Raw genomic sequence first — 26,553 nt, 5'->3', positions numbered from 1 at the left:
GCGGCACCGGGCCGGTCCGCGTACGGACCGGCCCGGCCCACGGCCGCGAAACGACCTGACAGACCCGAGCGAGAGGAAGAGGTGCGCCATGTCCGAGAGGGCCGCGCCCCACTACTGCCCCTACTGCGGCGACGAGGACCTCGTGCCGGAGGAGGGCGCCGCCGTCAAGGGAGAGGGCTACCCCTGGGCCTGCCTGTCCTGTGCCCGGGTGTTTCGGGTCAAGTACGTCGGGTTGCGCTCCGCGTCCTTCTCCGCGGGGGGCGCCCCCTCCAGACCGACGGAAGGGAACTCTTGACTTCTCTCCCAGCTGAAGCAGGAAGATTCTTCCCTCGCGGGTTGAGCTTTCTGCTTCGTAGCCGGTTGCCGACCCGAACTAACGGCGGAGGACGGGGTACCGCCCATCGGTCTTACACCAGCTCCCGCCCCTACTGTGTGGGCTTCGCCAGGATCACACAGCGGGGGCCCGACATCACTTTCCGCCAGCCCGGCGGTAGGCCGACCCGGACTTGGTTCTCGTCCGAGCCGACGCAGGTCAGGCTAGCACCGGCTCCAGCGTTGGTTCGCGGGTTTGGCGATTGTGGTGGGCGGCGGTCCGCTCTGGGGGCGAATCGCCGTTTCCCGTCCTGCTCCGCAGGAGTCCGATTCCTCCCTGGCCTGAAGACCAGAGTTTCCTCGGAAGGATTCAGATGAACTCCACCACCATCACTCCCCTGGGCGGTCCCGAGCTCGCAGAGCGGGCCGCGCGCGAGCTGGAGGAGGCCTCCGCCCCGGAGATCGTCTCCTGGGCCGCCGAGACCTTCGGCGACCAGCTGTGCATGACCTCCTCCATGGCCGACGCGCTCATGGTCGACCTGGTCTCCAAAGCGGCGCCGGGGATCGACGTCATCTTCCTCGACACCGGCTACCACTTCCCCGAGACCATCGGCACGCGTGACGCCGTGGCCTCCGTGTACGACATCAACCTCATCAACGTCGAGCCCACCCGCACGGTGGCCGAACAGGACCTGGTCCTGGGCCCGCGCCTGCACGGGCGCGACCCCGGCATCTGCTGCCACCTGCGCAAGGTGGAGCCCCTCCAGCGGGCCCTGGAGCCCTACGCCGCCTGGCTGACCGGCCTGCGCAGGGAGGACTCGGCGACCCGCCGCGACACCCCGGTCGTGCAGTGGGACCGGCGTCGGCGGATGACCAAGGTGAACCCGATCGCCCGGTGGACCCAGGACGAGGTGGACACCTACATGGCCGAGAACGGGGTCATCGTGAACCCGCTCCAGTACGACGGCTACCCCTCGATCGGCTGCGAGCCGTGCACGCGGCGGGTGGCCCCGGGAGAGGACCCGCGCAGCGGCCGGTGGTCCGGCACGGGCAAGACCGAGTGCGGAATCCACGTGTGAGTGCGTACGCGGCGGCCGGGCCTCGTGGCCCGGCCGCGGCTCCGCCGGAGTCGGGTGGGGCCGGGGGCGGCGGTGCTCGGAAGCGACGAGGAGGGTGACCATGACGGTGGGCGGAGCCGGGGCGCGGAGCGGCGGAGGCCGGGACGGGGACGTGCCCCTGCTGGCGGTGGCGCACGGCAGCGCGGACCCGAGGTCGGCGCGGGCCGTGTCGGCGGTGTTCGACCGGGTGCGGGCGCTGCGGCCGGGGCTCGACGTGCGCGTGTCCTACCTGGACCACGTGGCGCCCTCCGCGCGGGACGCGCTGGAGGAGTTGGCCTCGCGCGGGGCGGGTGAGGCGGTGGTACTGCCGACGCTGCTGACGGCGGCCTACCACAGCAAGGTGGACCTGCCGAAGGTGCTGGCGGACGCGCGCGAGCGCAGCCCGTGGCTGCGGGTGCGCTACGCCGACACCCTGGGCCCGCACCCGCTGCTGTCGGAGGCGGTGGAGCGGCGCCTGGGCGAGGCGGGGGCGCGCCCCGACCCCGGTACGGCCCTGGTGCTGGCCTCGGCCGGTTCCAGCGACCCCGGGGCGAACGCGACCGTGGCCGCGGTGGCCGCCGAGCTGGCCGGGCGCGGCCCCTGGCGTGAGGTCGTGGCCGCCTACGCGTCCGCGGCCTCCCCCGGCCCGGGGGAGGCGGTGGCCGCCCTGCGCGAGCGGGGGGCGTCGCGGGTGGCCGTGGCCACCTACCTGCTGGCGCCGGGGTTCTTCGCCGACCGGGTGCGCGCCCGGTCGTTGGAGGCGGGCGCGTGCGCGGTGTCCGAGGCGCTGGGGGACGTACCCGAGATGGCCAGGGTGGTGCTGGACCGCTACGACGCCGCGGTGGCGGCACGGCACGTGACCAGCTCCCGCTGAGGCGCGGGGCGCCGTCCGGCCGCGGCGGGAGCGCTGGCGGCCGCGGTGTCCGGCGTCCGGCGTCCGTGCCGTGAGGGTGCGCGGGCGGACGGGATGGACGGGACGGACGAGACGGAGGCGAACGGGCGGTCCGCTGGACGGGCCGCCAGTTCGCGTCGTCCCCCGAGGCCGTGCCCCCTGGAGCAGTGCCCCCGAAGCCGTACCACTGACGCCGTGTCCCCTGAGACCGTGCTCCCGGAGAAGGGCGCCCGCGGTTGTCCACAACCGCGAGAAGTGGCTTGTCCGCGCGACCGCGGCCCAGAAGAATCGAAGGCAGGCGTCGCGAACGGGCGCCGATCGACCGAGGAATCGTGGGGGTGGCCGTGTCGGAGGGACGGGGTTCGGAGGGACGGGGTTCGGAGGGGCGGGGTGTGGTGCGGAGCGGTGTCCGGGACCTGCTGCGGGGGCTGCCGGTGTTCTCCGGGGTGCTGCCGGAGTTCGATCCCGGGGCGGCGCCCGAGGACCCGGCGGAGCTGTTCCTGGAGTGGTTCTCGGGGCGGTCGAGGCCGGGGTGCCCGAGCCGCACGCGATGACGGTCACGACCGTGGACGAGGCGGGGGCTCCGTCGGCCCGGGTGGTCATCATGAAGGACTTCACTCCCGAGGGCTGGTGGTTCGCCACCACGACCGGCTCGCGCAAGGGGCGGGAGCTGGCCCGGAACCCGGCGGTGGCGCTGCTGTTCCACTGGATCGGGCAGGGCCGCCAGGTGCGGGTGCGCGGACGGGCGGAGCTGGCCGACCGGGAGCGGTGCGCCGCCGACTACCTGGCCCGGCCGCTGGAGTCGCGGGTGGCCGGTCTGCACGGCAGACAGAGCGAGCCCCTGGACGAGCTCGCGGACGTCGACCGCGTGGCACGGGAGAGTCGGGAGAGGCTGGAGCGCGATCCGGAGCTGGTTCCCGAGGACTGGGGCCTGTACCTGGTCCGTCCGGCCGAGGTGGAGTTCTGGCAGGCCGACCGGGACCGCCGCCACACGCGCCTGCGCTACACCCGCCCGGGAGCGGGCGCGTCCTGGGAGCGCGGCCTGCTCTGGCCGTGACCCGGCGGGAGCGCCGCAGCGGGAAGGGCGCGTCGTCACCGGTCCGGGGGCCGGGCGCGACCGAACCCGGTTCTGTTCGGTGTCCCGTCCGAGGATAGGATTCCCGCACTCCGACCACCCGCGACCAGCAACGGAAAGAGGTGGCCGCCGTGCCCCCCACACACGAGGTGTTCAACCAGGCGCCCCCGCTCGGCGACTACGCGGCGGCGGAGGACCCCGCGCTCCTGGAGGGTCTGCGGCGCGAGGACGCCGGATGGGCCGAGGCCGAGGTGCGCGAGGTCGGCGACGCGGCCGGGTCGGAGCGGGTCCGCGCCTGGGGCGAGTCCGCCAACGCCTACCCGCCGGTGCTGCGCACCCACGACCGCTACGGCCACCGGGTGGACGAGGTCGACTACCAGCCCGCCTACCACGTGCTCATGGACCAGGCGGTGGAGCACGGCATGCACGCCGCGCCGTGGGCGGACGGGCGCCCGGGCGCGCACGTGGCCCGTGCCGCCAAGTTCTTCCTGTGGTCCCAGCCCGAGGCGGGCCACGGGTGCCCGGTCTCGATGACCTACGCGGCTGTCCCGGCCCTGCGCCACTCCCCCGAACTGGCGCGGCGGTACGAGCCGCTGCTCACCGCGCCCGTCTACGACTTCGGGCTGCGGGCGCCGCACACCAAGCGCGGGCTCCTCGCGGGCATGTCGATGACCGAGAAGCAGGGCGGCTCGGACGTGCGCGCCAACACCACCCGCGCGCTCCCCACCGCAGAGGGGCACCACGTGCTGACCGGGCACAAGTGGTTCACCTCGGCGCCGATGAGCGACTTCTTCCTCACGCTGGCGCAGGCGCCCGAGGGGCTGAGCTGTTTCCTGGTGCCCCGGGTGCTGGAGGACGGCGGCCGCAACGCGCTGCACATCCAGCGGCTCAAGGACAAGCTGGGCAACCGCTCCAACGCGTCGGCGGAGCTGGAGTACGACGGCGCCGTCGCCCACCTGGTAGGCGAACCCGGCAGGGGCGTGCCCACCATCATCGAGATGGTCAACAGCACCCGGCTGGACTGCGTGATCGGCTCGGCCGCGGGCATGCGCGCCGCGGTGGTGCACGCCCTGCACCACGCCGAGCACCGCAGCGCCTTCGGCGGGGTGCTGGTCGAGCAGCCGCTGATGCGCAACGTGCTCGCCGATCTGGCACTGGAGTCGGAGGCGGCGACGGCGCTGATGACCCGTCTGGCCGGTGCCGTGGACCGCGCGGTGCGCGGGGACGAGTCCGAGACGGCCTTCCGCCGCCTGGGGGTGGCCGTGGGCAAGTTCTGGGTGACCAAGCGCCAGCCCGCGCACGTCGCCGAGGCGCTGGAGTGCCTGGGCGGAAACGGTTACGTGGAGGAGTCGGGGATGCCCCGGCTGTTCCGGGACTCCCCGCTCAACTCCGTCTGGGAGGGCTCTGGCAACGTGGCGGCGCTGGACGTGCTGCGCGCGATGGGCCGCGGTCCCGAGTCGCTGGAGGCGTTCCTGGCCGAACTGCGCACCGCCGCGGGCGTGGACGACCACTACGACGCGGCGGTCAGGCGGTTGGAGCAGGTCCTGGGCGACCCGGAGGAGGCACAGTACCGGGCGCGGTCGGTGGTGGAGCTGATGGCGCTGGTCCTACAGGCGTCGGTGCTGCTGCGCCACGCGCCCACCCCGGTCGCCGAGGCGTTCACCGCCTCACGTCTGGGGGGTGAGTGGGGGCACGTGTTCGGCACCCTGCCCAGGGGTGTGGACACCGAGCTCATCCTGGACCGGGCCCGCCCGAGCCGGTGAGGTCGGGGGCGCGGACACCATTTCTTGACCTCACAAATCCCGTTTACCACTCTTAACCCTGATAATTCCAACAAAAACCCCTAAGAGGGGCGGCCGATGAATGATCATCGGCCAGGTCGGCATACTTCGGCGTCCGGAGCGGAACAAAGAAGTCGTCACAAAACACGACCGCCTGCTTTCGGACGGGGAGCGGGACCGCGGTAACCCTTCAGGAACGGCCGGAGGCGCGCGGGCCCGAGCCACCCCTCCCGAAGGCCCCGAATCCAAGAGACTGACGACGCCTATGGTGGAAGTCTGGCCAGGTAGTTCCTATCCGCTCGGTGCGACCTACGACGGGTCCGGCACCAATTTCTCCCTGTTCTCCGAGGCCGCCGAACGGGTGGACCTGTGTCTGTTCGACGACGACGGCGAGGAGACGCGTATACAGCTGACCGAGTACGACGGTTTCGTATGGCACGGTTACCTTCCCGGTGTCGGACCGGGACAGCAGTACGGGTACCGCGTTCACGGGCCCTACGCCCCGGAGCAGGGGCTGCGGTGCAATCCGAACAAACTGCTCACCGACCCCTACGCGAAGGCGCTGAACGGCAACCTCACCTGGCACGAATCCCTGTTCAGCTACCACTTCGCCGCACCGGAGCGCAGGAACACCAAGGACAGCGCGCCCTACGTGCCCAAGTGCGTGGTGGTCAGCCCGTTCTTCGACTGGGGCAACGAGTCCAGACCGCGTACGCCCTACCACCGCACGGTGATCTACGAGACGCACGTACGCGGGCTCACCATGCGCCACCCGGGCATCCCCGAACACCAGCGCGGCACCTACTCGGGGCTGGCCCACCCGGTGATGATCGACTACCTCACCTCGCTGGGGGTGACGGCGGTCGAGCTCATGCCCGTGCACCACTTCGTGCCCGAGCACGCCATGGTGGCCCGGGGACTGACCAACTACTGGGGGTACAACACCCTGGCCTTCCTGGCCCCGCACAGCGGCTACGCGGCGCGCGGCTCGCGCGGGCAGCAGGTCCAGGAGTTCAAGGCGATGGTCAAGTCGCTGCACGAGGCGGGCATCGAGGTGCTGCTCGACGTGGTGTACAACCACACCGCCGAGGGCGACCACATGGGGCCCACGCTGTCGCTGCGCGGCATCGACAACCTCAGCTACTACCGGGTCAGCGACGAGGACCAGCGCTACTACCTCGACTACACCGGCTGCGGCAACAGCCTGAACGTACGCCATCCACACTCGTTGCAGCTGATCATGGACTCGCTGCGCTACTGGGTCCTGGAGATGCACGTGGACGGGTTCCGCTTCGACCTCGCCTCGGCCCTGGCCCGCGAGTTCCACGACGTGGACCGGCTGAGCACGTTCTTCGACATCGTCCAGCAGGACCCGGTGATCTCGCAGGTCAAGCTGATCGCCGAACCCTGGGACGTGGGCCCGGGCGGCTACCAGGTGGGCAACTTCCCGCCGCTGTGGACCGAGTGGAACGGCAAGTACCGCGACACCGTGCGCGACTACTGGAGGGGCGAGCCCGTGGTGGGCGAGCTGGCCTCGCGCCTGGCCGGGTCCAGCGACCTGTACCAGGACGACGGCCGCCGACCGGTGGCCTCCATCAACTTCATCACCTGCCACGACGGCTTCACTCTGGCCGACCTGGTGTCGTACGACCACAAGCACAACGAGGCCAACGGCGAGGACAACCGCGACGGCACCGACGACAACCGGTCCTGGAACCACGGCGTGGAGGGGCCCACCGAGGACCCCGCGATCATCACGCTGCGCCGCCGCCAGGTGCGCAACTTCCTCACCACCCTGTACCTGTCGCAGGGGGTGGTGATGCTCTCCCACGGCGACGAGGTGGGACGCACCCAGAACGGCAACAACAACGCCTACTGCCAGGACAACGAGATCGCCTGGATCGACTGGAAGGGCGCCGGGCTCGGCGAGGACGAGGAGCCCGACAACGACCTTCTGGACTACGTGCGCGGACTGGCGCGACTGCGCCGCGACCACCCGGTGTTCCGGCGCCGCCGGTTCTTCCGGGGCAGTCCGGTGGGCGGCGCCAAGGCCGGGAAGAAGGGCCTGCCCGACATCGTGTGGCTGCGCCCGAACGGCAGGAAGATGTCCGGCGACGACTGGAACTCCACGGGCCAGGCCCTGGGCGTGTTCCTCAACGGGGACGCCATCACCGAACCGGATCCGCGCGGTCGGCGGATCCGGGACAGTTCGTTCCTGCTGCTGCTCAACAGCGGCCCGGAGACGGTGGACTTCACCGTTCCGGGCACCGAGTACGGCATGGCCTGGGAGACCGTGCTGGACACCGCCGAGCCCGACGTGGACGGACGGCCGTTCGTGGCGGCCTCCGGTCCGGTGCGGGTCATCGACCGGGCGCTGCTGCTGCTGCGCCGGGTGTCGCACAAGCACACGTCGTCCTCCCGGTCCTGAGGAACCGGGCACGCGGGCCCCGGACGCTCCCTCTGACGGGAGCGTCCGGGGCCCGTCGCCGCGCACGCGGTGCCCCGGTTGTCCACAGGACGACGTCGGCTCTGGCGGTGGCACGACGCGTTGGAGATGCTGGAGGAAAAAGGCTGGGCAGGGGGGCTTGGGCTCCCCCTTCTCGGCATGCCCTGGGCCACCGCCTACGCTGTGTGACCATGTCGAGTACACACACCGGCGCGGACGCCCCCGCCGCCCCCATCGCGTTCCGGCAGCTGCTGCCCGTCCCGGGCGGCGCGGACGCGGACCCGGCCGACGCCTACGCCTACCCCGCCGGCCTGGACCGCCCCTGGGTGCGCGCCAACATGGTGGCCAGCGCCGACGGCGGCGCCGTGGGCCCCTCGGGGCGCAGCAGGGACCTGTCCTCGGCGCCCGACCGCCAGATCATGGGCGCGCTGCGCGCCCTGTGCGACGTGGTGCTGGTGGGCGCCGCCACGGCGCGCGTGGAGGGGTACGGGCCGGTCCGCGTCCGCAGGGCGTGGGAGGGGCTGCGCGAGGGACGACCCCGGACACCGGCCGTGGCGGTGGTCTCCCGCTCCCTCGACCTGCCCGCCGACCTGCTCACCGAAGCGCCGCCGGACGCGCGCACCCTGGTGTTCACCACGGACGGCGCCGCCGCGCGGCGGCGCCGCGAGGTGGCCGAACGCGCCGACCTCGTGGTGGTCGAGGGGGCCTCGGTGACGCCCGCGCACGTGGTGGACGCTCTGGCCGAGCGCGGACTGCACCGCGTGCTGACCGAGGGCGGCCCGCACCTGCTGGCGGAGTTCGTGGCGGCGGGGCTTCTGGACGAGCTGTGCCTGACCCTGAGCCCGCACCTGCTGGGGTCGGGGCCGCCGCGCATCGTGGCGGGGGGACCGGGCGCCCCCGGGGCCCCGGAGCACACCTCCGCGCAGAGCACGCCCGTGCGGATGGCGCACCTGTTGGAAGCGGAGGGGAGCCTGTTCGCGCGTTACGTCAGGGAATAGGGCGTCTGCGGAGGACACACGGGTAACCGCTCGGTTTCGGCCGCCCCACAACCACGCATGAACCATCCCGCAACCGGACATACCCGAGGTGTGCCCTCCACTGGAAACACCGCTGCTGGACACAGGACACACCGCATTGACGGGGCTTACCGGCTTGGCCCCCCGGCCGAGAGGATGAACGTGGTGCCGACGTCCGAAAACGGATCCCCTCCGGTCTATCGCGGGATAGCCGAGGAACTACGCGAACAGATCCGCTCCGGACGGTACGCCGACGGCGACCGCCTGCCCGGGGAGAACACCCTCATGGAACGCCACGGCGTCGCACGGGCCACCGCGAGGCAGGCGCTCTCCGTACTGATCAACGAGGGCCTGGCCGTGGCCGTGCGCGGCTCGGGCATCTACGTCCGCCTGTTCCGGCCCCTGCGAAGACACGGCGCCCGACGGCTGTCCCAGGACCTGTGGGGCAGCGGGCGCGCGATCTGGCAGGTCGACAGCGAGGACCGGGAGTACGAGGTGGACAGCCTGCGCGTGGAGGAGTCGGTGTCCGCCGCGCACGTGGCGCGCGCGCTGGGCCTGGCCGAGGGGGTCGGGGTGCTGCGGCGCTCGCGCCGTTACCTCGTGGACGGGCGTCCGGTGCAGCAGGCCGTCTCGCACCTGCCCCTGGCCGTGCTGGGGGACGGCGGGGAGCCGTCGGCCCGGCGCGTGCGGGAGTACGACAGCGGGCCGGGAGGCATCTACGCGCGCCTGGCCGAACTGGGGCACGCCCCGGCGCACTTCACCGAGGAGATCCGGGTGCGCATGCCCACTCCCGAGGAGAGCGAGGTGCTGGAGCTGGCCCCCGGCACCCCGGTGCTGGAGGTGGCGCGCACCGCGCTGACCGCCGACCACCGGCCGGTGGAGTTCAACGAGATCACCATGGACGGCTCGGCGTACGTGCTGCGCTACGACTTCGGCGCCTGAGCCGGCCTCCGCCCCCGCCCCATCCCGCTCGCGCGGTCTCCCCCGCCCCGGGAACCGCACCGCACGCCCCCGACACCCCGAAAGCGGGGGGGGGAGGGACGCCGTCCCGGGCACCCCTCCCCCCTCTCGGACCGACTTCAGCGACCGCCTCGCTTGGAGGCGAACACCAGGTACGCCAACGGCAGGAGAACCAGTCCCACCGCCAGTGCCCCGGCGGCGGCGAAGGGCAGGGAGTCCGACGCGGTCATGGCCCACCGCGCCATGCCGAACCCCAGGACGAGCGCGACCGCCAGCGCGCACACGGCGACGGCCGTGGCGGCGAGCAGCAGCGTGCGTTCGCTCCAGGGTCCGGGCCGGGTGCGGCCGACCCGCACGACCGTGGAGCGGACGCTGAGCTCGGCGGCCCAGCGCAGCTCACGACCCGTGGTGGCCGCTCCGTCGGCGACGGTCCTCACGAGGGACCGCGCGCCCGTGGTGTTCTGGTCGAGCCACCACAGTCCGTATCGGATCCTGCCCACGCGCAGCGGTCGTCTGCTCACTCCGAGTGCCTGTTGAGTTGTAACAGCCATGTCACCTGCCTCAAGTGCACCGTTCGACCACTGACCCTGGTTACAGCCGTACCCGCCCCTTTGGCTACCGAACGTCGCGTAAGCCGAAGTTAGGAGGATCTGGCCCTTTGGGACTGTTTCCCTGTCCCAAATGTCATATGGGAGTGTTTGCGCCACGAAGGGTGCTGAGGCGGCATCCGGATCCGATTCGGGGTAGCGTCGTCCCATGGCTGACTCAGCGGACCAGGCCCAGGACAACGGCAGCGGGCCCAAGGACATCCCCCGGACCGACCAGGAATGGCGCGAACGGCTCAACTCCCAGGAGTACGCGGTACTGCGCCAGGCCGCCACCGAGCGCCCGTGGACCGGGGAGTACGTGGACACCACGGCCGCCGGGGTCTACCGCTGCCGCGGCTGCGGCGCCGAGCTCTTCCGTTCCGGCGAGAAGTTCGAGTCCCACTGCGGATGGCCCAGCTTCTACGACCCGGCCGACTCCGACGCGGTGACCCTGCACGAGGACCGCTCCCTGGGCGCGGTGCGCACCGAGGTGCGGTGCGCCGCGTGCGACTCGCACCTGGGCCACGTCTTCCACGGCGAGGGGTACGCCACCCCCACCGACGACCGGTACTGCATCAACTCCGTCGCCCTCACCCTGGAGCCGACCGAGTAGGTGCCGTACGATCCTGGTGTCGGACGGCGGGACCGGGACCGCCCGAGGACGGCGGCGCGCACCCGCGGCCCGTCCTCGGCGGAATCAGGGATAATCGCATCCAGCGCACCAACGGCCGGTCCCCGGTCGGCCCGCGGGGCGCGGCGCGCAGGGCCGGTCGCATCCGGATCCTCCGCCAGCCGACCCGGGAGTCCCGGGTCGACCCCCGCAGCGGCAACCGATGTGCGGGCGAACCAACAGACCCGCGACGAAAGCGCTCGATGACCGACGACTCACCTTTCTCATCCGCCTCCCACCGTCCCCCGGCGCGCCCGCGCCTGGGCATGGCGCAGGGTTCGGCCCCGTGGCTGCTGCCCGCGCTGGGAGCCGCCGGAGCCGCCGTCCTGGCCGCCCGGGGCTCGCGGACCCGCACCGCACTCGCCGTCCCGGTGGTCGCCCTGGCCGCGGGGATGACCTGGTTCTTCCGCGACCCCGAGCGCGGCCCGGCGACCGGACGGGTGCTGTCCGCGGCGGACGGCGTCGTGCAGAGCCTCGACCTCCAGCCCGATGGGCGGACCAGGGTCGCGGTGTTCATGAACCCCCTCAACGTGCACGTCAACCGTGCCCCCCTCGCCGGCGTGGTGACAGGCGTCGAGCACCGACCGGGCGGCTTCCGCCCCGCATTCGACAAGGACAGCGAGCGTAATGAGCGCGTCATCTGGACCCTTGAAACCGAGATCGGTGCGATCACGGTCGTTCAAATCGCCGGCGCGATGGTCAGGCGTATCGTCCCGTATCTCGCTGCGGGGCAGAAGGTCGAGCAAGGGGAGAGGATCGGTCTCATCCGGTTCGGGTCCAGGGTCGACGTCTACCTTCCGGCCGGGATCGCCCCGGCGGTGGAGGTCGGCCAGAAGGTCCGTGCCGGAGAAACCCGCCTTGACGCCGGCTGAGAACGCCGTGGCAGCCGACGGGACCGCCTCCACCGTTCCGCAGGAGGCCCCCAGGCTGCGTCTGGGGGTGGCCGACTACCTGACGCTCGGCAACGCCCTGTGCGGCTTCCTGGCGGTGTGGGCGCTGGTGGTGGCCCAGTCCGCGCAGGACACGGCCGGGATCGCCGGGCCGCTGCCGCGCACGGCCATGGCCACGGTCGTGGGCCTGATGCTCGTCGCGGCCGCCCTGGACGTGCTCGACGGTCGGGTCGCCCGCAAGCTGGGCGGCAGCGGCATGGGCGCGGAGCTGGACAACCTGGCCGACGTGATCAGCTTCGGGTTCGCGCCCGCGTTCTTCTTCGTCGTGTGGGGCATGCGGACCGGGGGTTCGGACCTGCTGCCGGTCGCGGCGGGCGGCGCCGTGCTGCTCGCGGTCATCGTGCGCCTGGCCCGGTTCTCCTGCCAGGCGCCGGGCTCCAGCTACTTCACCGGGCTGCCCTGCCCCTTCGGCGCCATGGCCGTGGTGACGGTGGTCCTGCTCGACCCGCCGCTGATGGCGGGGGTGACGGCGGTGCTGCTCATCTCCTGGCTGATGGTGAGCCGGATGGAGTACCCCAAGCCGCGCGGGCGCAAGGCCCACGCGGTGCTGGGCGTCCTGGCCGTCGGGGTCGCCCTGATGGCCGCCTGGGGCCTGGGGCTGCCCGCGGGCCAGACGCTCATCTACCTGATGAGCGCCGCCGTGCTGGGCTTCATCGTCACCATCCCGTTCTACGTCCTGGCCGTCCGGCGGGCCTCCGCCACGCAGGACTGACGCACACGCGCGGGGGCGCCCCGGGAAGAGGGAACTCCTTCTCCCGGGGCGCCCCCGTTCGCGCTGTGGCCGTGCCCGCCGCGGGTCGGAGCGGCGGGCCGCCTCCCCCCTACGGCAGGGACTCGACCAGCTCGGCGACGCTCTTGCGGCGACCGGTGTAGAACGGCACCTCCTCGCGGGTGTGCAGGCGTGCCTTGGCGCCGCGCAGGTGGCGCATCAGGTCCACGATGCGGTGCAGGTCGTCGGCCTCGAAGGCGAGCAGCCACTCGTAGTCGTTGAGCCCGAACGAGGACACCGTGTTGGCGCGCACGTCCGGGTAGGGGGCGGCCATGCGGCCGTGCTCGGCGAGCATCGCGCGGCGCTCGTCGTCGGGCAGCAGGTACCACTCGTAGGAGCGCACGAACGGGTACACGCACAGGTGCTCGCGCGGCTCCTCCCCCGCCAGGAAGGCGGGCACGTGGCCGCGGTTGAACTCGGCGGGGCGGTGCAGGCCCACGACCGACCACACCGGGGTGCTCGCCCGGCCGACCCGCGTGCGACGGAAGGCCGTGTAGACGTCCTGGACCTGCTCGGGGGAGTCGGCCACCCACCAGAACATGATGTCGGCGTCGGCGCGGAAGCCCTGGACGTCGTAGCTGCCGCGGGTGGTCACACCCTGCTCGGCGGCCTTGTCCAGGAGCGTGGCCAGTTCGTCGGCCGCGGCCGCGCGGTCGACCCCGTCCAGGGACTCGACCTTGAAGACCGACCACATGGTGTAGCGGATGAGGGAGTTGAGGTCGCTGCCGTCCTGGTCGGCGGCTTCGTTGTGCTGGCCCGTCACGGGTTGACTCCTTGCTGGTTCGTTCCGGCGGCCTCGCCGCCGCTGGTGGGACTGTTCGTCGTGAGGGCGCCCGCCAGGCGCTCGGCCTGCTGGAGGGCGTCGGCGACGCAGGCGGGGATCCCCACGCCGCCGTAGACCGCGCCGCACACCCCCAGGCCGGGGCTGCGGGCGACGTCGGCGCGCACCCGCTCGACGAGCGAGGCGTGGCCGACGGCGTACTGGGGCAGACCGTCGGTCCACCGGGTGACCCGGGTCTGCACCGGCGCCCCGTCCATGCCGGTGACCGTGGCCAGGTCGCGCACGGCGGCCGCGGCCAGCTCCGCGTCGGAGCGCTCCAGGATCCGCTCGTCGCCGAAGCGCCCGATGGAGCAGCGCAGCACCACCAGGCCGTCGCCGGGGTTGGCCGCGGCCAGCTCCTCGGCGATCCAGGGCCACTTGTTGCTGGAGAAGGTGGCGGCCTTGACGGTCAACCCCTCCCCCGCCGGGACGAGGAAGCCCGTGCCGGTGAGCGGCTCGGGGAAGGCGGACACGGGCAGGGCCAGGGTCACCAGGGCCATGCTGGCGTACTCGACGCCGTTCAGGTCGCGGGAGGCGCCGGGGGCGTGCTCGGCGAGCAGGCGGGCGGCCTCGGGGGCGGGGCAGGCGAGCAGGACGCCGTCGCAGGCGATGCGCTCGTTGCTGTCCAGGCGGACCCGCCAGCCCTCGGGCAGGCGCTCCAGGGCGCGGACCCGCGAGCCCAGGCGCAGGCTGTCGGCGTGGCGCTCGGCGAGCGCACCGACGAGTCCGGCCACCCCGCCGCGCAGGGAGGCGAACACCGGCCCCGCCTTGGTGGGCGCAGCCCCCCTGCCGCGCAGGCTGGTGCGCACGGCGTGCATCAGGGAGCGGTTCCGGCGGGCCATGGGCGCGATCTGCGGCAGCGTGGACTCCAGGGAGAGCCGGTCGGCCCGGCCCGCGTACACACCGCCCAGGAGGGGCTCGACGAGGCGGTCGACGACCTCCGAACCCATGCGGGCCCCGACGTAGTCGGCGACGGACACGTCGCCGCGCACCGGGGTGCGCGGGAGCACGAGGTCGAGTCCGGCCCGCAGGGTTCCGGCACCGGAGAGCACCCCGCTGCGGGCGAGCGCGCGCAGGTCGCCGGGCACGCCCATGAGCTGGCCCTTGGGCAGGGGACGAACCCGTCCGCGGCTGTAGACGGCGGCGGCGCCGGGCCCGGGGTGCACCACCCGCTCGTCCAGGCCCAGCTCGGAGAACAGGTCCAGCGCCTCGGGGCGGCGGGCGAGCACCGCCTCGGCGCCCATATCTACGGACACCCCCGCCACCGGTGAGGCGCGCAGCTTGCCCCCGGGTGCGTCGGAGGCCTCCACCACGGTGACGGCGGCGCCCAGACCACGGAGGCGGTGCGCGGCGGTGAGTCCGGAGACCCCGCCCCCGACCACGACGACGTGCGGTGCTTCAGGCATACCCCCAGCTTCCCAGATGACCTGGGTCACCGTGATCCGCCTTCCCCCGCGACACCCCGTGAGTTGCGTCGCGTCCGGGGCGGGTCCGTGCGCGGCGCCCCGGGCGGTCCCGCGCGCCGCCGTCACACGCCTCCGTTGCGCGGTCGTTACCACGGGGCCGAAACGGGCCCGCGGCGGGGTACGTCGAAGGGGGCATGGCTACCTCAGCGTTCCCCCCGACCCGGCGTGTCGCCGGAACCGTGCTCTCCGTGGGCCTGGCGGCCCTCCTGGCCACGTCCTGCTCCTCCCCCATGGCCGACGGCGGCGCCGGGGCCACCAACGAGTCCGCGGCCGTGGCGCCCGAGGCCGGTGACCGGGGCCTCTCCGAGGAGCAGGTGGGCGAGCAGCAGTCCGCCGAGGAGGGCGGCGGCTCGGCCGTCGGCTCCGAGGTGGAGATCGGCGACCGGGAACTGGTCCACACCGCCGAGCTGTCGGTACGGGTCGAGGACGTGTCCGAGGCGGTCGGGCTCGCCAAGGAGCTGACCCTCGACGCGGGCGGCTACGTCGCCTCGGAGCGGGTGTCGACCCCCCAGGGCGGCTCCCCCGAGGGGTCACTGACGCTGCGCATCCCGGGCGAGGACTACGAGGGCGCGCTGGAGGAGCTGTCGCGGCTGGGTGATCGCTCCAACCTGGAGCGGTCGGTGGAGGACGTCACCGAGGAGGTGGCGGACGTCGAGAGCCGCATCGAGTCCTCCGAGGCCGCGCTGGAGACGCTGCGCGGCTACCTGGAGGAGGCCGAGGACGTCGACGACCTGCTGCGGGTGGAGGGCGAGATCCAGACCCGCCAGGCGGAGCTGGAGGCCTTCCAGGCACGGCTGGAGACGCTGCGCAACCAGACGGCGTACTCGACGGTGCACCTGACCCTGACGCCCCCGGAGACCTACCTGGAGGAGCCCGCGGAGGATTCCATCGGTTTCCTCGGCGGCCTGGACCGCGGCTGGCGCGCGCTGGTGACCTTCGGCCAGGGCGTGGCCGTGGTCGTGGGCTGGCTGCTGCCGTTCCTGGTGGTCGCCGCCGTGCTGGGCGCGGGACCGCTGTGGTGGTACCGCTCGCGTCGGCGCGGGCCCGCGAGGGGCGCGTCCTCCGCGGGTGGCCGGAAGACCGGCTCCGGGAAGGGCGCCGCCTCGGGGAGCGCCGCGTCCGGCGGCACCGCGAAGGGCCAGGACCCCGGCGCGCCCTCCGGCCCTGGCGGGACGCCGCCCGGGGACGGGGAGTGAACCAGCGCCGACGGCGCCCGGCCCCGCGTGTCGGGGGCGGGCGCCGTCGGCGTGGAAGGGGAGGGTGGACCTAGACGGAGGTCTCCTCGTGCACGAACGCGGTGAGCCGCTGGAGCACGTCCGGGTCGGTGCTGGGCAGCACACCGTGGCCCAGGTTGAAGACGTGGCCGTCGGCGGCGCGGCCTCGGGACAGGATGTCGCGGGTGCGCTCGGCGACGACCTCCCAGGGCGCGAACAGGGTGGCCGGGTCGAGGTTGCCCTGGAGGGCGGTGCCGGGCTGGACGCGCTGGACCGCCTTGTCCAGCGGCACCCGCCAGTCCACGCCCACGACGTCGGCCCCGGCCTCGCTGAGCAGGCTGAGCAGTTCGCCGGTGCCCACACCGAAGTGGATGCGCGGCACCTCGTGCTCGGCGAGCTGGCCCAAGATCCACGAGGTGTAGGGCAGTACCGAGGCGCGGTAGTCCTCGGCGCTCAGGGCGCCCACCCAGGAGTCGAAGAGCTGGACGGCGCTGGCGCCCGCCTCGATCTGGGTGCGCAGGAAGCCCAGGGCGATGGTGGCCAGGCGGCGCATCAGCTCGTCCCACAGCTCGGGCTCGCCGTACATGAGCGCCTTGGTGTGCTCGTGGTTCTTGGAGGGGCCGCCCTCGATGAGGTAGGAGGCCAGGGTGAACGGGGCGCCCGCGAAGCCGATGAGGGGCTTGTCGCCCAGCTCGCCGACCAACTGGCCCACGGCCTCGGTGATGTAGGTCAGGTCGTCGGGCTCGATCTCGCGCAGCCGCTTGACGCCGGTCGCGTCGCGGATCGGGTCGGCGACCACGGGGCCGACTCCGGGTTTGATGTCGAGGTCGATGCCGATGGCCTTGAGCGGGACGACGATGTCGCTGAAGAAGATCGCGGCGTCGACGTCGTAGCGGCGCACCGGCTGCATCGTGATCTCGGTGATCATGTCGGGGCGCGCGCAGGCCTCAAGCATCGGCACGTCGGCGCGGACCCGTCGGTACTCGGGCAGGGAGCGCCCCGCCTGGCGCATGAACCACACCGGGGTGTGGGACACGGGAAGGCGCCGGCAGGCGCGGAGGAAAGGAGAATCTTGCAGCGTCACCCCTCGATCGTGCCATGCCCCGCCCGCTGCTCCCACTCGGATCGCCGAACCCGGGCGCGCGTCCGCGGACCGGCGACGGGGGTCAGGGGAGCGCGAACCGGCGCCGTCGGCGGTCGGCCGGTCCCAAGATCATCACAAAACGCCGACACGCCGGGCGAACTCCGACTCGCAGCCCGTGACTCATGCCACGGTCTTTGACGTGCCCACCGTTCCGCCTCCGGCGGGGAGGCGGAGCATGTCCACACGCCCCCCGCCGAGACGTGATCACCCCAGAATGAAGGCTGACGTTTCCACCATGCCCGATGTCGGTAGCGCCGAGGACGCACACGAGACGTTCCGGCGAGCGGTCGAGGCCCTGCGCTCGCCCCTCCTGCGACCCGAGATCACCGTCCGGGAGATCCCCGCCCCCCAGCGGCTGGCCCCCCACGCCGTCGCGGTCTCGGCCGAGGTGACCGTCCACGGAGAGGAGGTCGCCTGGGGCAGGCTCATCGTCCTGTACGACCCCGAGGGCACGCGCGACTGGCCCGGCCCCTTCCGGGTGGTCTGCCAGGCCAACTCCGAACTGGAGTCGGAGATCGCGACCGACCCCCTTCTCGGACCGGTCGCCTGGAGCTGGCTGACCGACGCCCTGGACGCGTGCGGCGCCACGCACCACACGCTGAGCGGCACGGTCACCCGTGCCACCACCGAGGGTTTCGGCACCAAGGCGGACCAGGGCGCCACCACCGAGGTGGAGATGCGCGCCTCCTGGACACCGGAGTCCGACGACCTGTCCGGGCACGTCCAGGCGTGGTCGGCGCTGCTGGCCTCGGCCGCGGGCCTGCCGCCGCTGGACGTCACCGACATCACCGGCAAGCGTTCCCGGCCCTGACCGTCGGCCCCTGCGCCCCCTGTGCCCCCGGGGCCCGCGACCGGTCCGGATCCGCGTCCGGTGGCGACAGCGCATACCGTAGTGGTGTGGCGAACGCGTTGAACTCCAAGACAGAACCCCGCGAACCAGGCAACGACGACGACGCCGAGAGGGCCCCCCTTCTCCGGGAACCTCGCGAGGGCCTGCCCGAGGTCACCTCCGACGCCGACGCGCTGGCCGGTGTGGTCGCCGCGCTCTCCGCCGGGACGGGCCCCGTCGCGGTGGACGCCGAACGCGCCTCCGGCTACCGGTACGGGCAGCGCGCCTACCTGGTCCAGCTGCGCCGCGAGGGCGCGGGGTCCGCGCTGATCGATCCCATCGCCTGCCCGGACCTGAGCGCGCTGAACGACGCCATGGGCGACGCCGAGGTGGTGCTGCACGCCGCGCACCAGGACCTGCCCTGCCTGACCGAGATCAACCTGCGCCCCCAGAGCCTGTTCGACACCGAACTGGCCGGGCGGCTGCTGGGCTACCAGCGGGTCGGCCTGGGGTTCATGGTGGAGCGGCTGCTCCACCTGCGGCTGGCCAAGGAGCACTCGGCCGTGGACTGGTCCCAGCGCCCGCTGCCGGAGGACTGGCTGCGTTACGCGGCGCTGGACGTGGAGATCCTCATCGACCTGCGGGACTCCCTGGAGGACGAGCTGGAGGAGACCGGGAAGCTGGGATGGGCGCACGAGGAGTTCGCCGCGGTCCTGTCCGCGCCGCCCAAGGAGCCGCGCACCGATCCCTGGCGGCGCACCTCGGGCATCCACCGAGTGCGCAACCAGCGCGCCCTGGCCGCCGTGCGTGAGCTCTGGTACGAACGCGACCGCATCGCCCAGGAGCGCGACATCTCGCCCGGCCGGGTGCTGCCGGACGCGGCGATCGTGGAGGCGGCGACGGCCATGCCGCGCACCACCACGGAGCTGGCCAAGATCCGGCAGTTCGGGATCAAGCTGGCGCGGCGCTACCTGACCACGTGGATCAAGGCGGTCAACCGGGCGCGGGACATGGCGCAGGCGGAGCTGCCCCGGCCCAACGCCCCGGGCGACGGCCCGCCGCCGGTGAACCGGTGGGGCGACCGGGCGCCGGAGGCGGCGCGGCGCCTGGAGGCGGTCCGGGCCACGGTCACGGGGATCGCCGAGGACATCGTCATGCCGACCGAGAACCTGCTGCTGCCGGACACGGTGCGCCGCCTGGCGTGGGCACCGCCGCAGGCGGTGGACCCCGACACGGTGGGCGCGTTCCTGCGTGAGCGCGGGGCCCGTGAGTGGCAGGTCACCCTGACCGCGGAACCCCTGGCCACAGCGTTGCGGACCGCCGATCAGGCGTAGCCTTTTACCCCCTTCTGACACGGTCAACCCAGGAGTGAGCGAACTCACCGTGCCCTCAGGGCGGTTGATGCCTGTTCCGTAGCCCCGTGTCCGATTAAGTTATAGAAACGTGCCCTGGTGATTTCGGGGTACGGGTTGTCCGACGGGTGTTACGCCGCAGGCTGGAGGCCGCGGTGCGCGATCAGGGGAATGTGGTGATTGTGCTGTCGTTCTGGCGTGCGTTGCTGCGCGAGACCGGACTCAAGGGCGCGACCAGGACCCGGTCCGCCGATACCACTGTGCCCCCGCGCGCGGAGCAACCCGTGGAACAGCCGACGGAGCAGCCGACCGGGGTCTCCGTGCCGAGCCCCGCGCCGGTGGGCGGCGCGCCCACCGAGCCGCTGGCCCTGACCGGGGCGCGCGAGGAGGCGGCGCGGGCGGCCTCCGGGGTGGTCCAGGCCCCCGCCCCCACCGCCGGGATGCGGGCCGCCTCCCTGGAGCGGACGCTGCGGTCGCTGGTGGAGCGGCTGGGCACCGAGCACCCGGACACGATCACCGCGCGCAACAACCTGGCGACCAAGTACGCGCAGATGGGGCGCCGCCAGGCCGCGGTGCAGCAGTTCGAGCTGACCCTGGCCGAGGCGGTGGCGGTCTTCGGCGAGGAGCACCCGCGCACCGAGATCATCCGCGAGAACCTGGCCTGGGCCTACGAGGACGCCGGTCGTCCCGCGGACGCGGCGGGGCAGTGGGAGATGCTGCTGCGCGAGCGCGAGCGCCAGTTCGGCTCGGCCGACGAGGACACCGTGGAGGCGCGTATGCGCCTGGCGGTCTGCTACCGGCGCAGCGGGCGCCTGGACGCGGCCGTGGTGCACTACGAGCGGGCCATCGAGGACGTGGCCTCGACCGAGCGCCGTGAGGAGCTGCGGCTGGGGCTGAGCGCGGCGCAGAGCATGTCCGGGCGCTACGAGGACGCGATCGGGCAGCTGCGGATGGTGCTGGCCGGGCGGCGCCGCCGCCTGGGCAAGGGGCACCTGGACACCCTGACGGTGCACCACCGCCTGGGCCGCGCCTACACGCAGGCGGGGCGCTCCGACGACGCGGTGGAGGTGCTGCGCGACGCCTACCGGGTGGCGCTGAACTCCTCCGGCGACCCGGAGGTGCGGCGGCTGACGCTGCGGCTGCGCCGAGACCTGGCGGGCGCCTACAACGCCGCGGGCCGCCACCGCGAGGCCAACGCGCTGCTGTGAGCGCCGGTGCCTTCCCGGGCACGACCGTCACCCGGAAGGGGATACCGCGCCGAAGGCGTCGGTTGAGGGTGCACCACTCCCCCGCGAAGCGGCCTGTGAGGGGCCAGGGAGCAGTTCGACCTGCGCCCCGGCCCCTCGGCGTGTTCAGGGAGCCTCCGCGGTGAGCAGCTGCCCGGCGGCGAGGTCGCGGTAGAGGTCGTCGGCGGCCACCAGCTCCTCGTGGGTGCCCACGGCGCGCACCCGACCGGCGTCCATGACCACGATCTGGTCGGCGCTGGTGACCGTGGACAGCCGGTGCGCCACCACGATGACGTTGGTGTGGCGGGCCGCGTCCAGCATGACCTCCTTGAGCGCCCTCTCGTTGGCGGCGTCCAGCTGGGAGGTCGCCTCGTCCATCAGCAGCAGCCGGGGACCGCGCAGCAGGGCGCGGGCGATGGCCACCCGCTGGCGCTCCCCTCCGGAGATCGTCACGCCCCGGTGGCCGATCGCGCTGTCCAGGCCGTCGGGCAGACGGGAGACCAGGTCGCCCAGGCGGGCGCGGAGCACGGTCCGGGCCAGCTCCTCCTCGGTGGCCTCCGGTGCGGCCATGAGCAGGTTCTCGCGCAGGGTGCCGTCCAGGACCGGGGCGTCCTGCTCGACGTAGCCGATCTGGGCGCGCAGCGCCGCCAGCGGCCACGCGCGCACGTCGGTCCCGTCCAGGAGCACCCGGCCGGAGGTGGCGTCGTAGAACCGCTCCACCAGGGAGAACACGGTGGTCTTGCCCGCTCCCGAGGGGCCGACCAGGGCGGTGAGACCGGCCCCGGAGGCCTCGAAGCTCACGCCGTGGTGCACCGGCGCCAGGTCGGGGTGGTAGCGGAAGGCCACGTCGTCGAAGACCACCGCTGCGGAGCGGTCGGGCCCCGCGGCGGGGACCGCGCCGTCCCGGAGGTCCTCCTGGCCCAGGTCGGCGACCTCGTCCACGCGCCGCACGGCCGCCAGACCGGTCTGGAGCTCGGTGGCCGAGCTGACCAGGGTGCTGATCGGCTCCATGAGGTAGAAGAGCAGGAGCAGGAAGGCGATCAGGGAGGAGACCGGCAGCTCCCCCGCGGCCACGCGTCCCCCGCCGACGGCGAGGATGGCCAGGAAGGCGACGTTGACCGCCAGCGAGGCGGTGGTGCCCGACACGGCCGTCCACCCGGCCACCGCCACGCCCCTGCGCCAGGACTCGACCGCGGCGGCGTCCAGGCGGGCGGTCTCGGCCTCCTCCGCGGAGGAGGCCTTGACGGTGCGGAAGGCCCCGAAGATCCGCTCCAGGTGCGAGCCCATCTCTCCGAGGGCGGCCTGGGCGGCCTGGGTGGCGGTGCCGATCCGGGGCAGGATGACGCCCATGACCAGGCCGACCATGACGATCATCCCGGCGGCGAGCAGGAACAGGAGGCCGTCGAGGACGGCCATGACCACGATGCCGCCCGCCAGCAGCACCGAACTGGTGAAGAGGTTGGTGATGCCGCTGGTGGCGACGGTGCGCAGCAGGGTGGTGTCCGCGGTCAGGCGGGCCACCAGGTCGCCGGGTTTGAGGCGGTCGACCTCGGCCACGCGCAACCGAACCAGGCGGCCCACCAGACCCCGGCGCACGCCGAGCACGACGCTCTGGCCGGTGCGCTCCAGCAGGAAGGCGCCCAGGGCACCGATGAGCGCGCCGCCGAGGATGACGGCGGTCAGGGTCAGGACCGGACCGAGGATGGGCTCCCCCGCGCCGAGCGCGTCGATGACGTACTTGGCCAGGAGGGGCTGGGACAGGCTGGTGACACCGCCCAGGAAGGTGAGCGCCCCGCCCAGGACGAGCACGCGCCAGTGGGGGCGGGCGTACACCCCCCACAGACGGCGCAGGGAGGCCTTGGGCGCGGCCTCGGTGTTCGCGGCGTGGTCGGCGTCGCGCACGCCCGGATCTGACACGTGGGCCCCCGATGTCGCTCCACGGCGTCTCGCCGTCGTTCGCTGTGGTTCGCTGTGGTTCGCTGTGTCCCGTGGTGGAACGCCCGCCCAGCCAACCGCGCGACGGGCGTGCGGTGCCACTGCCGAAAGTCGGGGATCACCCCTGATTCCGCCCCTGACCGAAGTCGGGGGGTCCGCTGCTCGCACAAGTTGTTACTGGCGAGTAGCATGGGGGTCAACGAGTCCATCCACCCTTGGAGAAGGAGGGGCCATCGTGCCGCGAACTGCCCGCGATGTCGTGTTTGTCGACGGGGTCCGCACCCCGTTCGGCAAGTCAGGCAAGGGCCTCTACGCCGAGACACGCGCCGACGACCTCGTCGTACGCGTGATCCGCGAACTGATGCGCCGTAACCCGGGGCTGCCCCCCGAGCGCGTCGACGAGGTCGCCATCGCCGCCACCACCCAGATCGGCGACCAGGGCCTGACGATCGGGCGCAGCGCCGCGATCCTCGCCGGACTGCCCCGCAGCGTCCCCGGCTACGCCATCGACCGCATGTGCGCCGGAGCGCTCACGGCCGTCACCACCTCCGGCGCGGGCATCGCCTTCGGCGCCTACGACGTGGTCATCGCGGGCGGCGTCGAGCACATGGGCCGCCACCCCATGGGCGAGGGCGTCGACCCCAACCCGCGCTTCCTCTCCGAGAAGCTCGTGGACCCGTCCGCGCTGGTGATGGGCAACACCGCCGAGAACCTGCACGACCGCTACCCCTCCATCACCAAGGAGCGGGCCGACGCCTACGCGGTGCGCAGCCAGGAGAAGGTCGCCAAGGCCTACGCCGACGGCCTGATCCAGCCCGACCTGGTCGAGGTCCTGGTCCGCTCCCTGGAGAAGGGCTACGGCCTGGCCACCCAGGACGAGCCGCCCCGGCCCGGCACCACCATGGAGTCGCTGGCCTCCCTCAAGACCCCGTTCCGCGCGCACGGCAACGTGACGCCCGGCAACGCCGCCGGTCTCAACGACGGCGCCACCGGCGCGATCCTGGCCGCCGAGGACGTGGCCGAGGAGCTGGGACTGGGCGCCAGGATGCGCCTGGTCGACTTCTCCTTCGCCGGTGTGGAGCCCGAGGTCATGGGCGTGGGCCCGGTCCCGGCCACCGAGAAGCTGTTCGCCCGCCAGGGCATCTCGATGGACGACGTCGGCCTGATCGAGATCAACGAGGCCTTCGCCGTGCAGGTGCTGGCCTTCCTGGAGCACTTCGGCCTCGCCGACGACGACGCCCGCGTCAACCCCTGGGGCGGCGCCATCGCCCTCGGCCACCCGCTGGCCTCCTCGGGCGTGCGCCTGATGATGCAGCTCGCGCGCCACTTCGCCGAGCGCCCCGACGTCCGCTACGGCCTGACCACCATGTGCGTCGGCATGGGCATGGGCGGGACCGTCCTGTGGGAGAACACCAACTACGAGGGGGGCAAGTGAACATGCCGATCGACGAGTCCCGCCCGTCGCCCACCACCACCCTCAACGGAGACGCTTCGCGTCACAGTTCTCTTTCGGGGCTGTTCAGCGACGAGGTCGTCACCAACGCGCTCTCCCGTGACATCGAACTCCCCCACGGCGCGGGCACCGCGGTCCTGATCACCCTGGACAACGGGCACGACCACACCAAGCCCAACACCTTCGGCCCCGGCGGGCTGCTCAGCCTGGACGCGGCGATCGAGGCCGCCAGGGCGCGCACCGACATCGTGGCCGTGGCCGTCACCGGCAAGCCGTTCATCTTCGCCGTGGGCGCGGACCTGACCGGCGTCCCGGCACTCCAGAACCGCGAGCAGGCGCACGCCATCGGCAAGCTGGGCCACGACGTGTTCCGCAAGCTCGGCGAGCTGGACGTGCCCACCTTCGCGCTGGTCAACGGCGCGGCCATGGGCGGCGGCGTCGAGGTGGCGCTGCACTGCACCTACCGCACCATCTCCTCGGGTGTCCCGGCGCTGTCGCTGCCGGAGACCTTCCTGGGCCTGGTTCCCGGCTGGGGCGGCACCTACCTGCTGCCCAACCTGATCGGCGCCGAGAAGGCCCTCAAGGTCATCATCGACAACCCGCTCGCCCAGAACAAGGTGCTCAAGGGCACGCAGGCCTTCGAGATGGGCATCGCCGACGCGATGTTCGAGCCCGCCGACTTCGTCGAGGAGTCGCTGCGCTGGGCCGCCAAGGTCCTCAAGGGCGACGTCGTGGTCGAGCGCCCCGAGGTCGACAGGGGCGAGGCCTGGGACAACGCGGTCAACATGGCCCGGTTCACCGTCGAGGGCAAGCTGCACGGCGCCGCCCCGGCCCCGGCCCGCGCGGTCGAACTGGTCGCCCAGGCGAAGACCCGCACGCGCGACGAGGGCTTCGCGGCCGAGGACGACGCGCTGGCCGACCTGATCATGAGCGACGAGCTCAAAGCGGGCCTGTACGCGTTCGACCTGGTGCAGAAGCGCGCCAAGCGCCCCGCGGGCGCCCCGGACAAGTCGCTGGCCCGCAAGGTCACCAAGGTCGGCGTCGTCGGCGCCGGTCTGATGGCCGGGCAGCTGGCGCTGCTGTTCGCCCGCCGCCTGGACGTGCCGGTCGTCATGACCGACCTGGACCAGGAGCGCCTGGACAAGGGCGTGGCCCACGTGCACGGCGAGGTCGACAAGCTCCTGGGGAAGGGGCGGGTCAACAACGACAAGGCCAACCGCCTCAAGGCCCTGGTGACCGGCTCGCTGACCAAGGACGCCTTCTCCGACGCCGACTTCGTCATCGAGGCCGTGTTCGAGAAGATGGAGGTCAAGCAGCAGGTGTTCGCCGAGGTGGAGGCCGTGGTCTCCCCCGAGGCGATCCTGGCCACCAACACCTCCTCGCTGTCGATCACCGAGATGGCGTCCAAGCTCCGGCACCCCGAGCGGGTCGTGGGCTTCCACTTCTTCAACCCGGTCGCGGTCCTGCCGCTGCTGGAGCTCGTGCGCGGTGAGAGGACCGACGAGGCCTCCCTGGCCACGGCCTTCGCCACCGCCAGGAAGCTGAAGAAGACCGCGGTGCTGTGCAAGGACGCCCCGGCGTTCGTGGTCAACCGCCTGCTTACCCTGTTCATGGGCGAGGTCCTGGGCGCCGTCGGCGAGGGCACCGAGCCCGAGACGGCCGACCGCGCGGTGGCGCCCCTGGGCCTGCCGATGTCGCCGCTGCTGCTGCTCCAGCTGGTGGGCCCGGCGGTCGCGCTGCACGTGTCCGAGACCCTGCACGAGGCCTTCCCCGAGCGCTTCGCGGTCTCCGCCGAGCTGGCCGAGATCGTGAAGGCGGGCAAGACGGCGATCTACGCACCGGACTTCAGCATCGACCCCGAGGTCCGCGCGCTGCTCGTCGGCGGCGACAGGCCGTCCGAGGAGAGCGAGATCCTGGACCGGGCGCTGCGCGCGCTGGCCCGGGAGATCCGGATCATGCTGGACGAGGGCGTCGTGGCCGAGGCCGCCGACATCGACCTGTGCCTGATCACGGGTGCGGGCTGGCCGTTCCACACCGGCGGCATCACCCCCTACCTGGACAAGGTCGGGGTGTCGGAGGCCGTGAACGGCAAGCGGTTCCACGAGGGCGACCCGAAGGCGTTCTAGCCTTCGCGAAACCCCGCGGCGGGCCCGGCACCGGATGCCGGGCCCGCCTTTTTCGTGTTCCGGTCAGAAGTCCTGGGAGGACTCCTCCCCGGTCGAGCTGGGGCTGGAGGAGCGGACGCGCCGGATGTGCAGCTGCCTGCTCAGCCGGATCGCCGGGCGGATCAGCAGCTCGACGCTGCCGACGAGGAAGCACCAGGTGCCCGCCGTGGTCCAGGACTCCGAGAAGAACATGATGCTTCCGGCGATGAACCACAGGGCGATGAGGATGTCGTTGACGATGCTCGCGGTCTCGTAGCGGCGCCGGACGACGAGTTCGTCGTGCCCCACGTGCAGGACCAGTGGTCTGCTCTGCTTCTCGGACATGGTCGGCCCTCCCTGCGGGGTCGTCGCGGCACCCCGTCTCCCCTGCCCGAAGTGGGCGAACACGAAAAGA

At 72.6% G+C, this 26,553-nt stretch carries 22 protein-coding genes and 1 pseudogene; 17 read left to right on the top strand and 6 right to left on the bottom strand.

Features of this window, described 5'->3' with window-relative positions:
* Nucleotides 1-88: 88 nt before the first annotated feature.
* The 8 genes and pseudogenes from ACSIH6_RS11410 (at nucleotide 89) to ACSIH6_RS11375 (ending at nucleotide 9,561) form a co-directional block, all read left to right on the top strand.
* The gene (locus tag ACSIH6_RS11410) at nucleotides 89-295 is read left to right on the top strand and encodes a hypothetical protein (protein WP_013153834.1); all 207 of its coding nucleotides are present in this window, start codon (nucleotides 89-91) and stop codon (nucleotides 293-295) included.
* Between the two features lie 391 nt (nucleotides 296-686).
* The gene (locus tag ACSIH6_RS11405) at nucleotides 687-1,391 is read left to right on the top strand and encodes a phosphoadenylyl-sulfate reductase (protein WP_435108213.1); all 705 of its coding nucleotides are present in this window, start codon (nucleotides 687-689) and stop codon (nucleotides 1,389-1,391) included.
* 100 nt (nucleotides 1,392-1,491) lie between these two features.
* Nucleotides 1,492-2,283: a sirohydrochlorin chelatase gene (locus ACSIH6_RS11400; protein ID WP_435108212.1), complete on the top strand. Its 792-nt coding sequence runs from the start codon at nucleotides 1,492-1,494 to the stop codon at nucleotides 2,281-2,283.
* A gap of 413 nt (nucleotides 2,284-2,696) precedes the next feature.
* Nucleotides 2,697-3,358, top strand: a pseudogene (locus ACSIH6_RS11395) (pyridoxine/pyridoxamine 5'-phosphate oxidase).
* Between the two features lie 149 nt (nucleotides 3,359-3,507).
* The gene (locus ACSIH6_RS11390) at nucleotides 3,508-5,139 is read left to right on the top strand and encodes an acyl-CoA dehydrogenase family protein (protein WP_435108211.1); all 1,632 of its coding nucleotides are present in this window, start codon (nucleotides 3,508-3,510) and stop codon (nucleotides 5,137-5,139) included.
* A gap of 283 nt (nucleotides 5,140-5,422) precedes the next feature.
* Nucleotides 5,423-7,585: a glycogen debranching protein GlgX gene (gene glgX / locus ACSIH6_RS11385; protein WP_150252567.1), complete on the top strand. Its 2,163-nt coding sequence runs from the start codon at nucleotides 5,423-5,425 to the stop codon at nucleotides 7,583-7,585.
* A 209-nt stretch (nucleotides 7,586-7,794) separates the two neighbouring features.
* The gene (locus ACSIH6_RS11380; protein ID WP_435108210.1) at nucleotides 7,795-8,601 is read left to right on the top strand and encodes a dihydrofolate reductase family protein; all 807 of its coding nucleotides are present in this window, start codon (nucleotides 7,795-7,797) and stop codon (nucleotides 8,599-8,601) included.
* Nucleotides 8,602-8,775: 174 nt separating this feature from the next.
* Entirely contained in the window at nucleotides 8,776-9,561 is a 786-nt protein-coding gene (locus tag ACSIH6_RS11375; RefSeq protein ID WP_435108209.1) for a GntR family transcriptional regulator, read from the top strand.
* Nucleotides 9,562-9,698: 137 nt separating this feature from the next.
* Here ACSIH6_RS11375 and ACSIH6_RS11370 read toward each other — a convergent pair whose 3' ends face one another.
* Nucleotides 9,699-10,130 carry a hypothetical protein gene (locus tag ACSIH6_RS11370; protein ID WP_435108208.1) on the bottom strand — a complete coding sequence of 144 codons (432 nt, stop codon included), beginning with the start codon at nucleotides 10,128-10,130 and terminating at the stop codon, nucleotides 9,699-9,701.
* Between the two features lie 205 nt (nucleotides 10,131-10,335).
* On the opposite strand from ACSIH6_RS11370, the gene msrB reads away from it, so the two are divergent.
* From msrB to ACSIH6_RS11355, 3 genes are all read left to right on the top strand, one after another.
* The gene (gene msrB, locus ACSIH6_RS11365; protein ID WP_150252570.1) at nucleotides 10,336-10,779 is read left to right on the top strand and encodes a peptide-methionine (R)-S-oxide reductase MsrB; all 444 of its coding nucleotides are present in this window, start codon (nucleotides 10,336-10,338) and stop codon (nucleotides 10,777-10,779) included.
* Between the two features lie 260 nt (nucleotides 10,780-11,039).
* The gene (locus ACSIH6_RS11360) at nucleotides 11,040-11,708 is read left to right on the top strand and encodes a phosphatidylserine decarboxylase (protein ID WP_435108207.1); all 669 of its coding nucleotides are present in this window, start codon (nucleotides 11,040-11,042) and stop codon (nucleotides 11,706-11,708) included.
* Entirely contained in the window at nucleotides 11,695-12,498 is an 804-nt protein-coding gene (locus ACSIH6_RS11355) for a CDP-alcohol phosphatidyltransferase family protein (RefSeq protein WP_435108206.1), read from the top strand. The genes ACSIH6_RS11360 and ACSIH6_RS11355 overlap by 14 nt, the downstream gene beginning before the upstream one ends.
* Nucleotides 12,499-12,607: 109 nt before the next feature.
* On the opposite strand, the gene hemQ is transcribed toward ACSIH6_RS11355, so the two are convergent.
* Entirely contained in the window at nucleotides 12,608-13,318 is a 711-nt protein-coding gene (gene hemQ / locus ACSIH6_RS11350) for a hydrogen peroxide-dependent heme synthase (RefSeq protein WP_435108205.1), read from the bottom strand.
* The gene (hemG, locus tag ACSIH6_RS11345) at nucleotides 13,315-14,781 is read right to left on the bottom strand and encodes a protoporphyrinogen oxidase (protein WP_435108204.1); all 1,467 of its coding nucleotides are present in this window, start codon (nucleotides 14,779-14,781) and stop codon (nucleotides 13,315-13,317) included. Before hemG ends, hemQ begins: the two co-directional genes overlap by 4 nt.
* Nucleotides 14,782-14,975: 194 nt before the next feature.
* On the opposite strand from hemG, the gene ACSIH6_RS11340 reads away from it, so the two are divergent.
* Entirely contained in the window at nucleotides 14,976-16,037 is a 1,062-nt protein-coding gene (locus ACSIH6_RS11340) for a DUF4349 domain-containing protein (RefSeq protein ID WP_435108203.1), read from the top strand.
* Between the two features lie 70 nt (nucleotides 16,038-16,107).
* Here ACSIH6_RS11340 and hemE read toward each other — a convergent pair whose 3' ends face one another.
* The gene (hemE, locus tag ACSIH6_RS11335; RefSeq protein ID WP_435108233.1) at nucleotides 16,108-17,133 is read right to left on the bottom strand and encodes a uroporphyrinogen decarboxylase; all 1,026 of its coding nucleotides are present in this window, start codon (nucleotides 17,131-17,133) and stop codon (nucleotides 16,108-16,110) included.
* A gap of 301 nt (nucleotides 17,134-17,434) precedes the next feature.
* On the opposite strand from hemE, the gene ACSIH6_RS11330 reads away from it, so the two are divergent.
* The 3 genes from ACSIH6_RS11330 (at nucleotide 17,435) to ACSIH6_RS11320 (ending at nucleotide 20,588) form a co-directional block, all read left to right on the top strand.
* Nucleotides 17,435-18,010 carry a DUF3000 domain-containing protein gene (locus ACSIH6_RS11330; protein ID WP_435108202.1) on the top strand — a complete coding sequence of 192 codons (576 nt, stop codon included), beginning with the start codon at nucleotides 17,435-17,437 and terminating at the stop codon, nucleotides 18,008-18,010.
* 98 nt (nucleotides 18,011-18,108) lie between these two features.
* Entirely contained in the window at nucleotides 18,109-19,362 is a 1,254-nt protein-coding gene (locus ACSIH6_RS11325) for an HRDC domain-containing protein (protein ID WP_435108232.1), read from the top strand.
* Nucleotides 19,363-19,562: 200 nt separating this feature from the next.
* Entirely contained in the window at nucleotides 19,563-20,588 is a 1,026-nt protein-coding gene (locus ACSIH6_RS11320; protein ID WP_435108231.1) for a tetratricopeptide repeat protein, read from the top strand.
* Nucleotides 20,589-20,732: 144 nt separating this feature from the next.
* Here the strand turns inward: ACSIH6_RS11320 and ACSIH6_RS11315 are convergent, their stop codons facing one another.
* Nucleotides 20,733-22,508: an ABC transporter ATP-binding protein gene (locus tag ACSIH6_RS11315; protein ID WP_435108230.1), complete on the bottom strand. Its 1,776-nt coding sequence runs from the start codon at nucleotides 22,506-22,508 to the stop codon at nucleotides 20,733-20,735.
* 268 nt (nucleotides 22,509-22,776) lie between these two features.
* On the opposite strand from ACSIH6_RS11315, the gene ACSIH6_RS11310 reads away from it, so the two are divergent.
* Entirely contained in the window at nucleotides 22,777-23,976 is a 1,200-nt protein-coding gene (locus ACSIH6_RS11310) for a thiolase family protein (RefSeq protein WP_150252576.1), read from the top strand.
* 2 nt (nucleotides 23,977-23,978) lie between these two features.
* Nucleotides 23,979-26,120, top strand: coding sequence for a 3-hydroxyacyl-CoA dehydrogenase NAD-binding domain-containing protein (locus tag ACSIH6_RS11305; protein ID WP_435108201.1), 2,142 nt, complete (start codon nucleotides 23,979-23,981; stop codon nucleotides 26,118-26,120).
* A 63-nt stretch (nucleotides 26,121-26,183) separates the two neighbouring features.
* Here the strand turns inward: ACSIH6_RS11305 and ACSIH6_RS11300 are convergent, their stop codons facing one another.
* A complete protein-coding gene (locus tag ACSIH6_RS11300; RefSeq protein ID WP_435108200.1) occupies nucleotides 26,184-26,483 on the bottom strand; it encodes a YrhK family protein in 300 nt (99 codons plus the stop codon).
* Nucleotides 26,484-26,553: the final 70 nt, after the last annotated feature.

Origin of the sequence: Nocardiopsis synnemataformans, assembly GCF_965343085.1 — a bacterium.
GTDB classification, from domain to species: Bacteria; Actinomycetota; Actinomycetes; order Streptosporangiales; family Streptosporangiaceae; genus Nocardiopsis; species Nocardiopsis alborubida.
The sequence above is the reverse complement of the archived record's forward strand: the minus strand, read 5'-3'. Positions and strand labels throughout refer to the sequence as shown.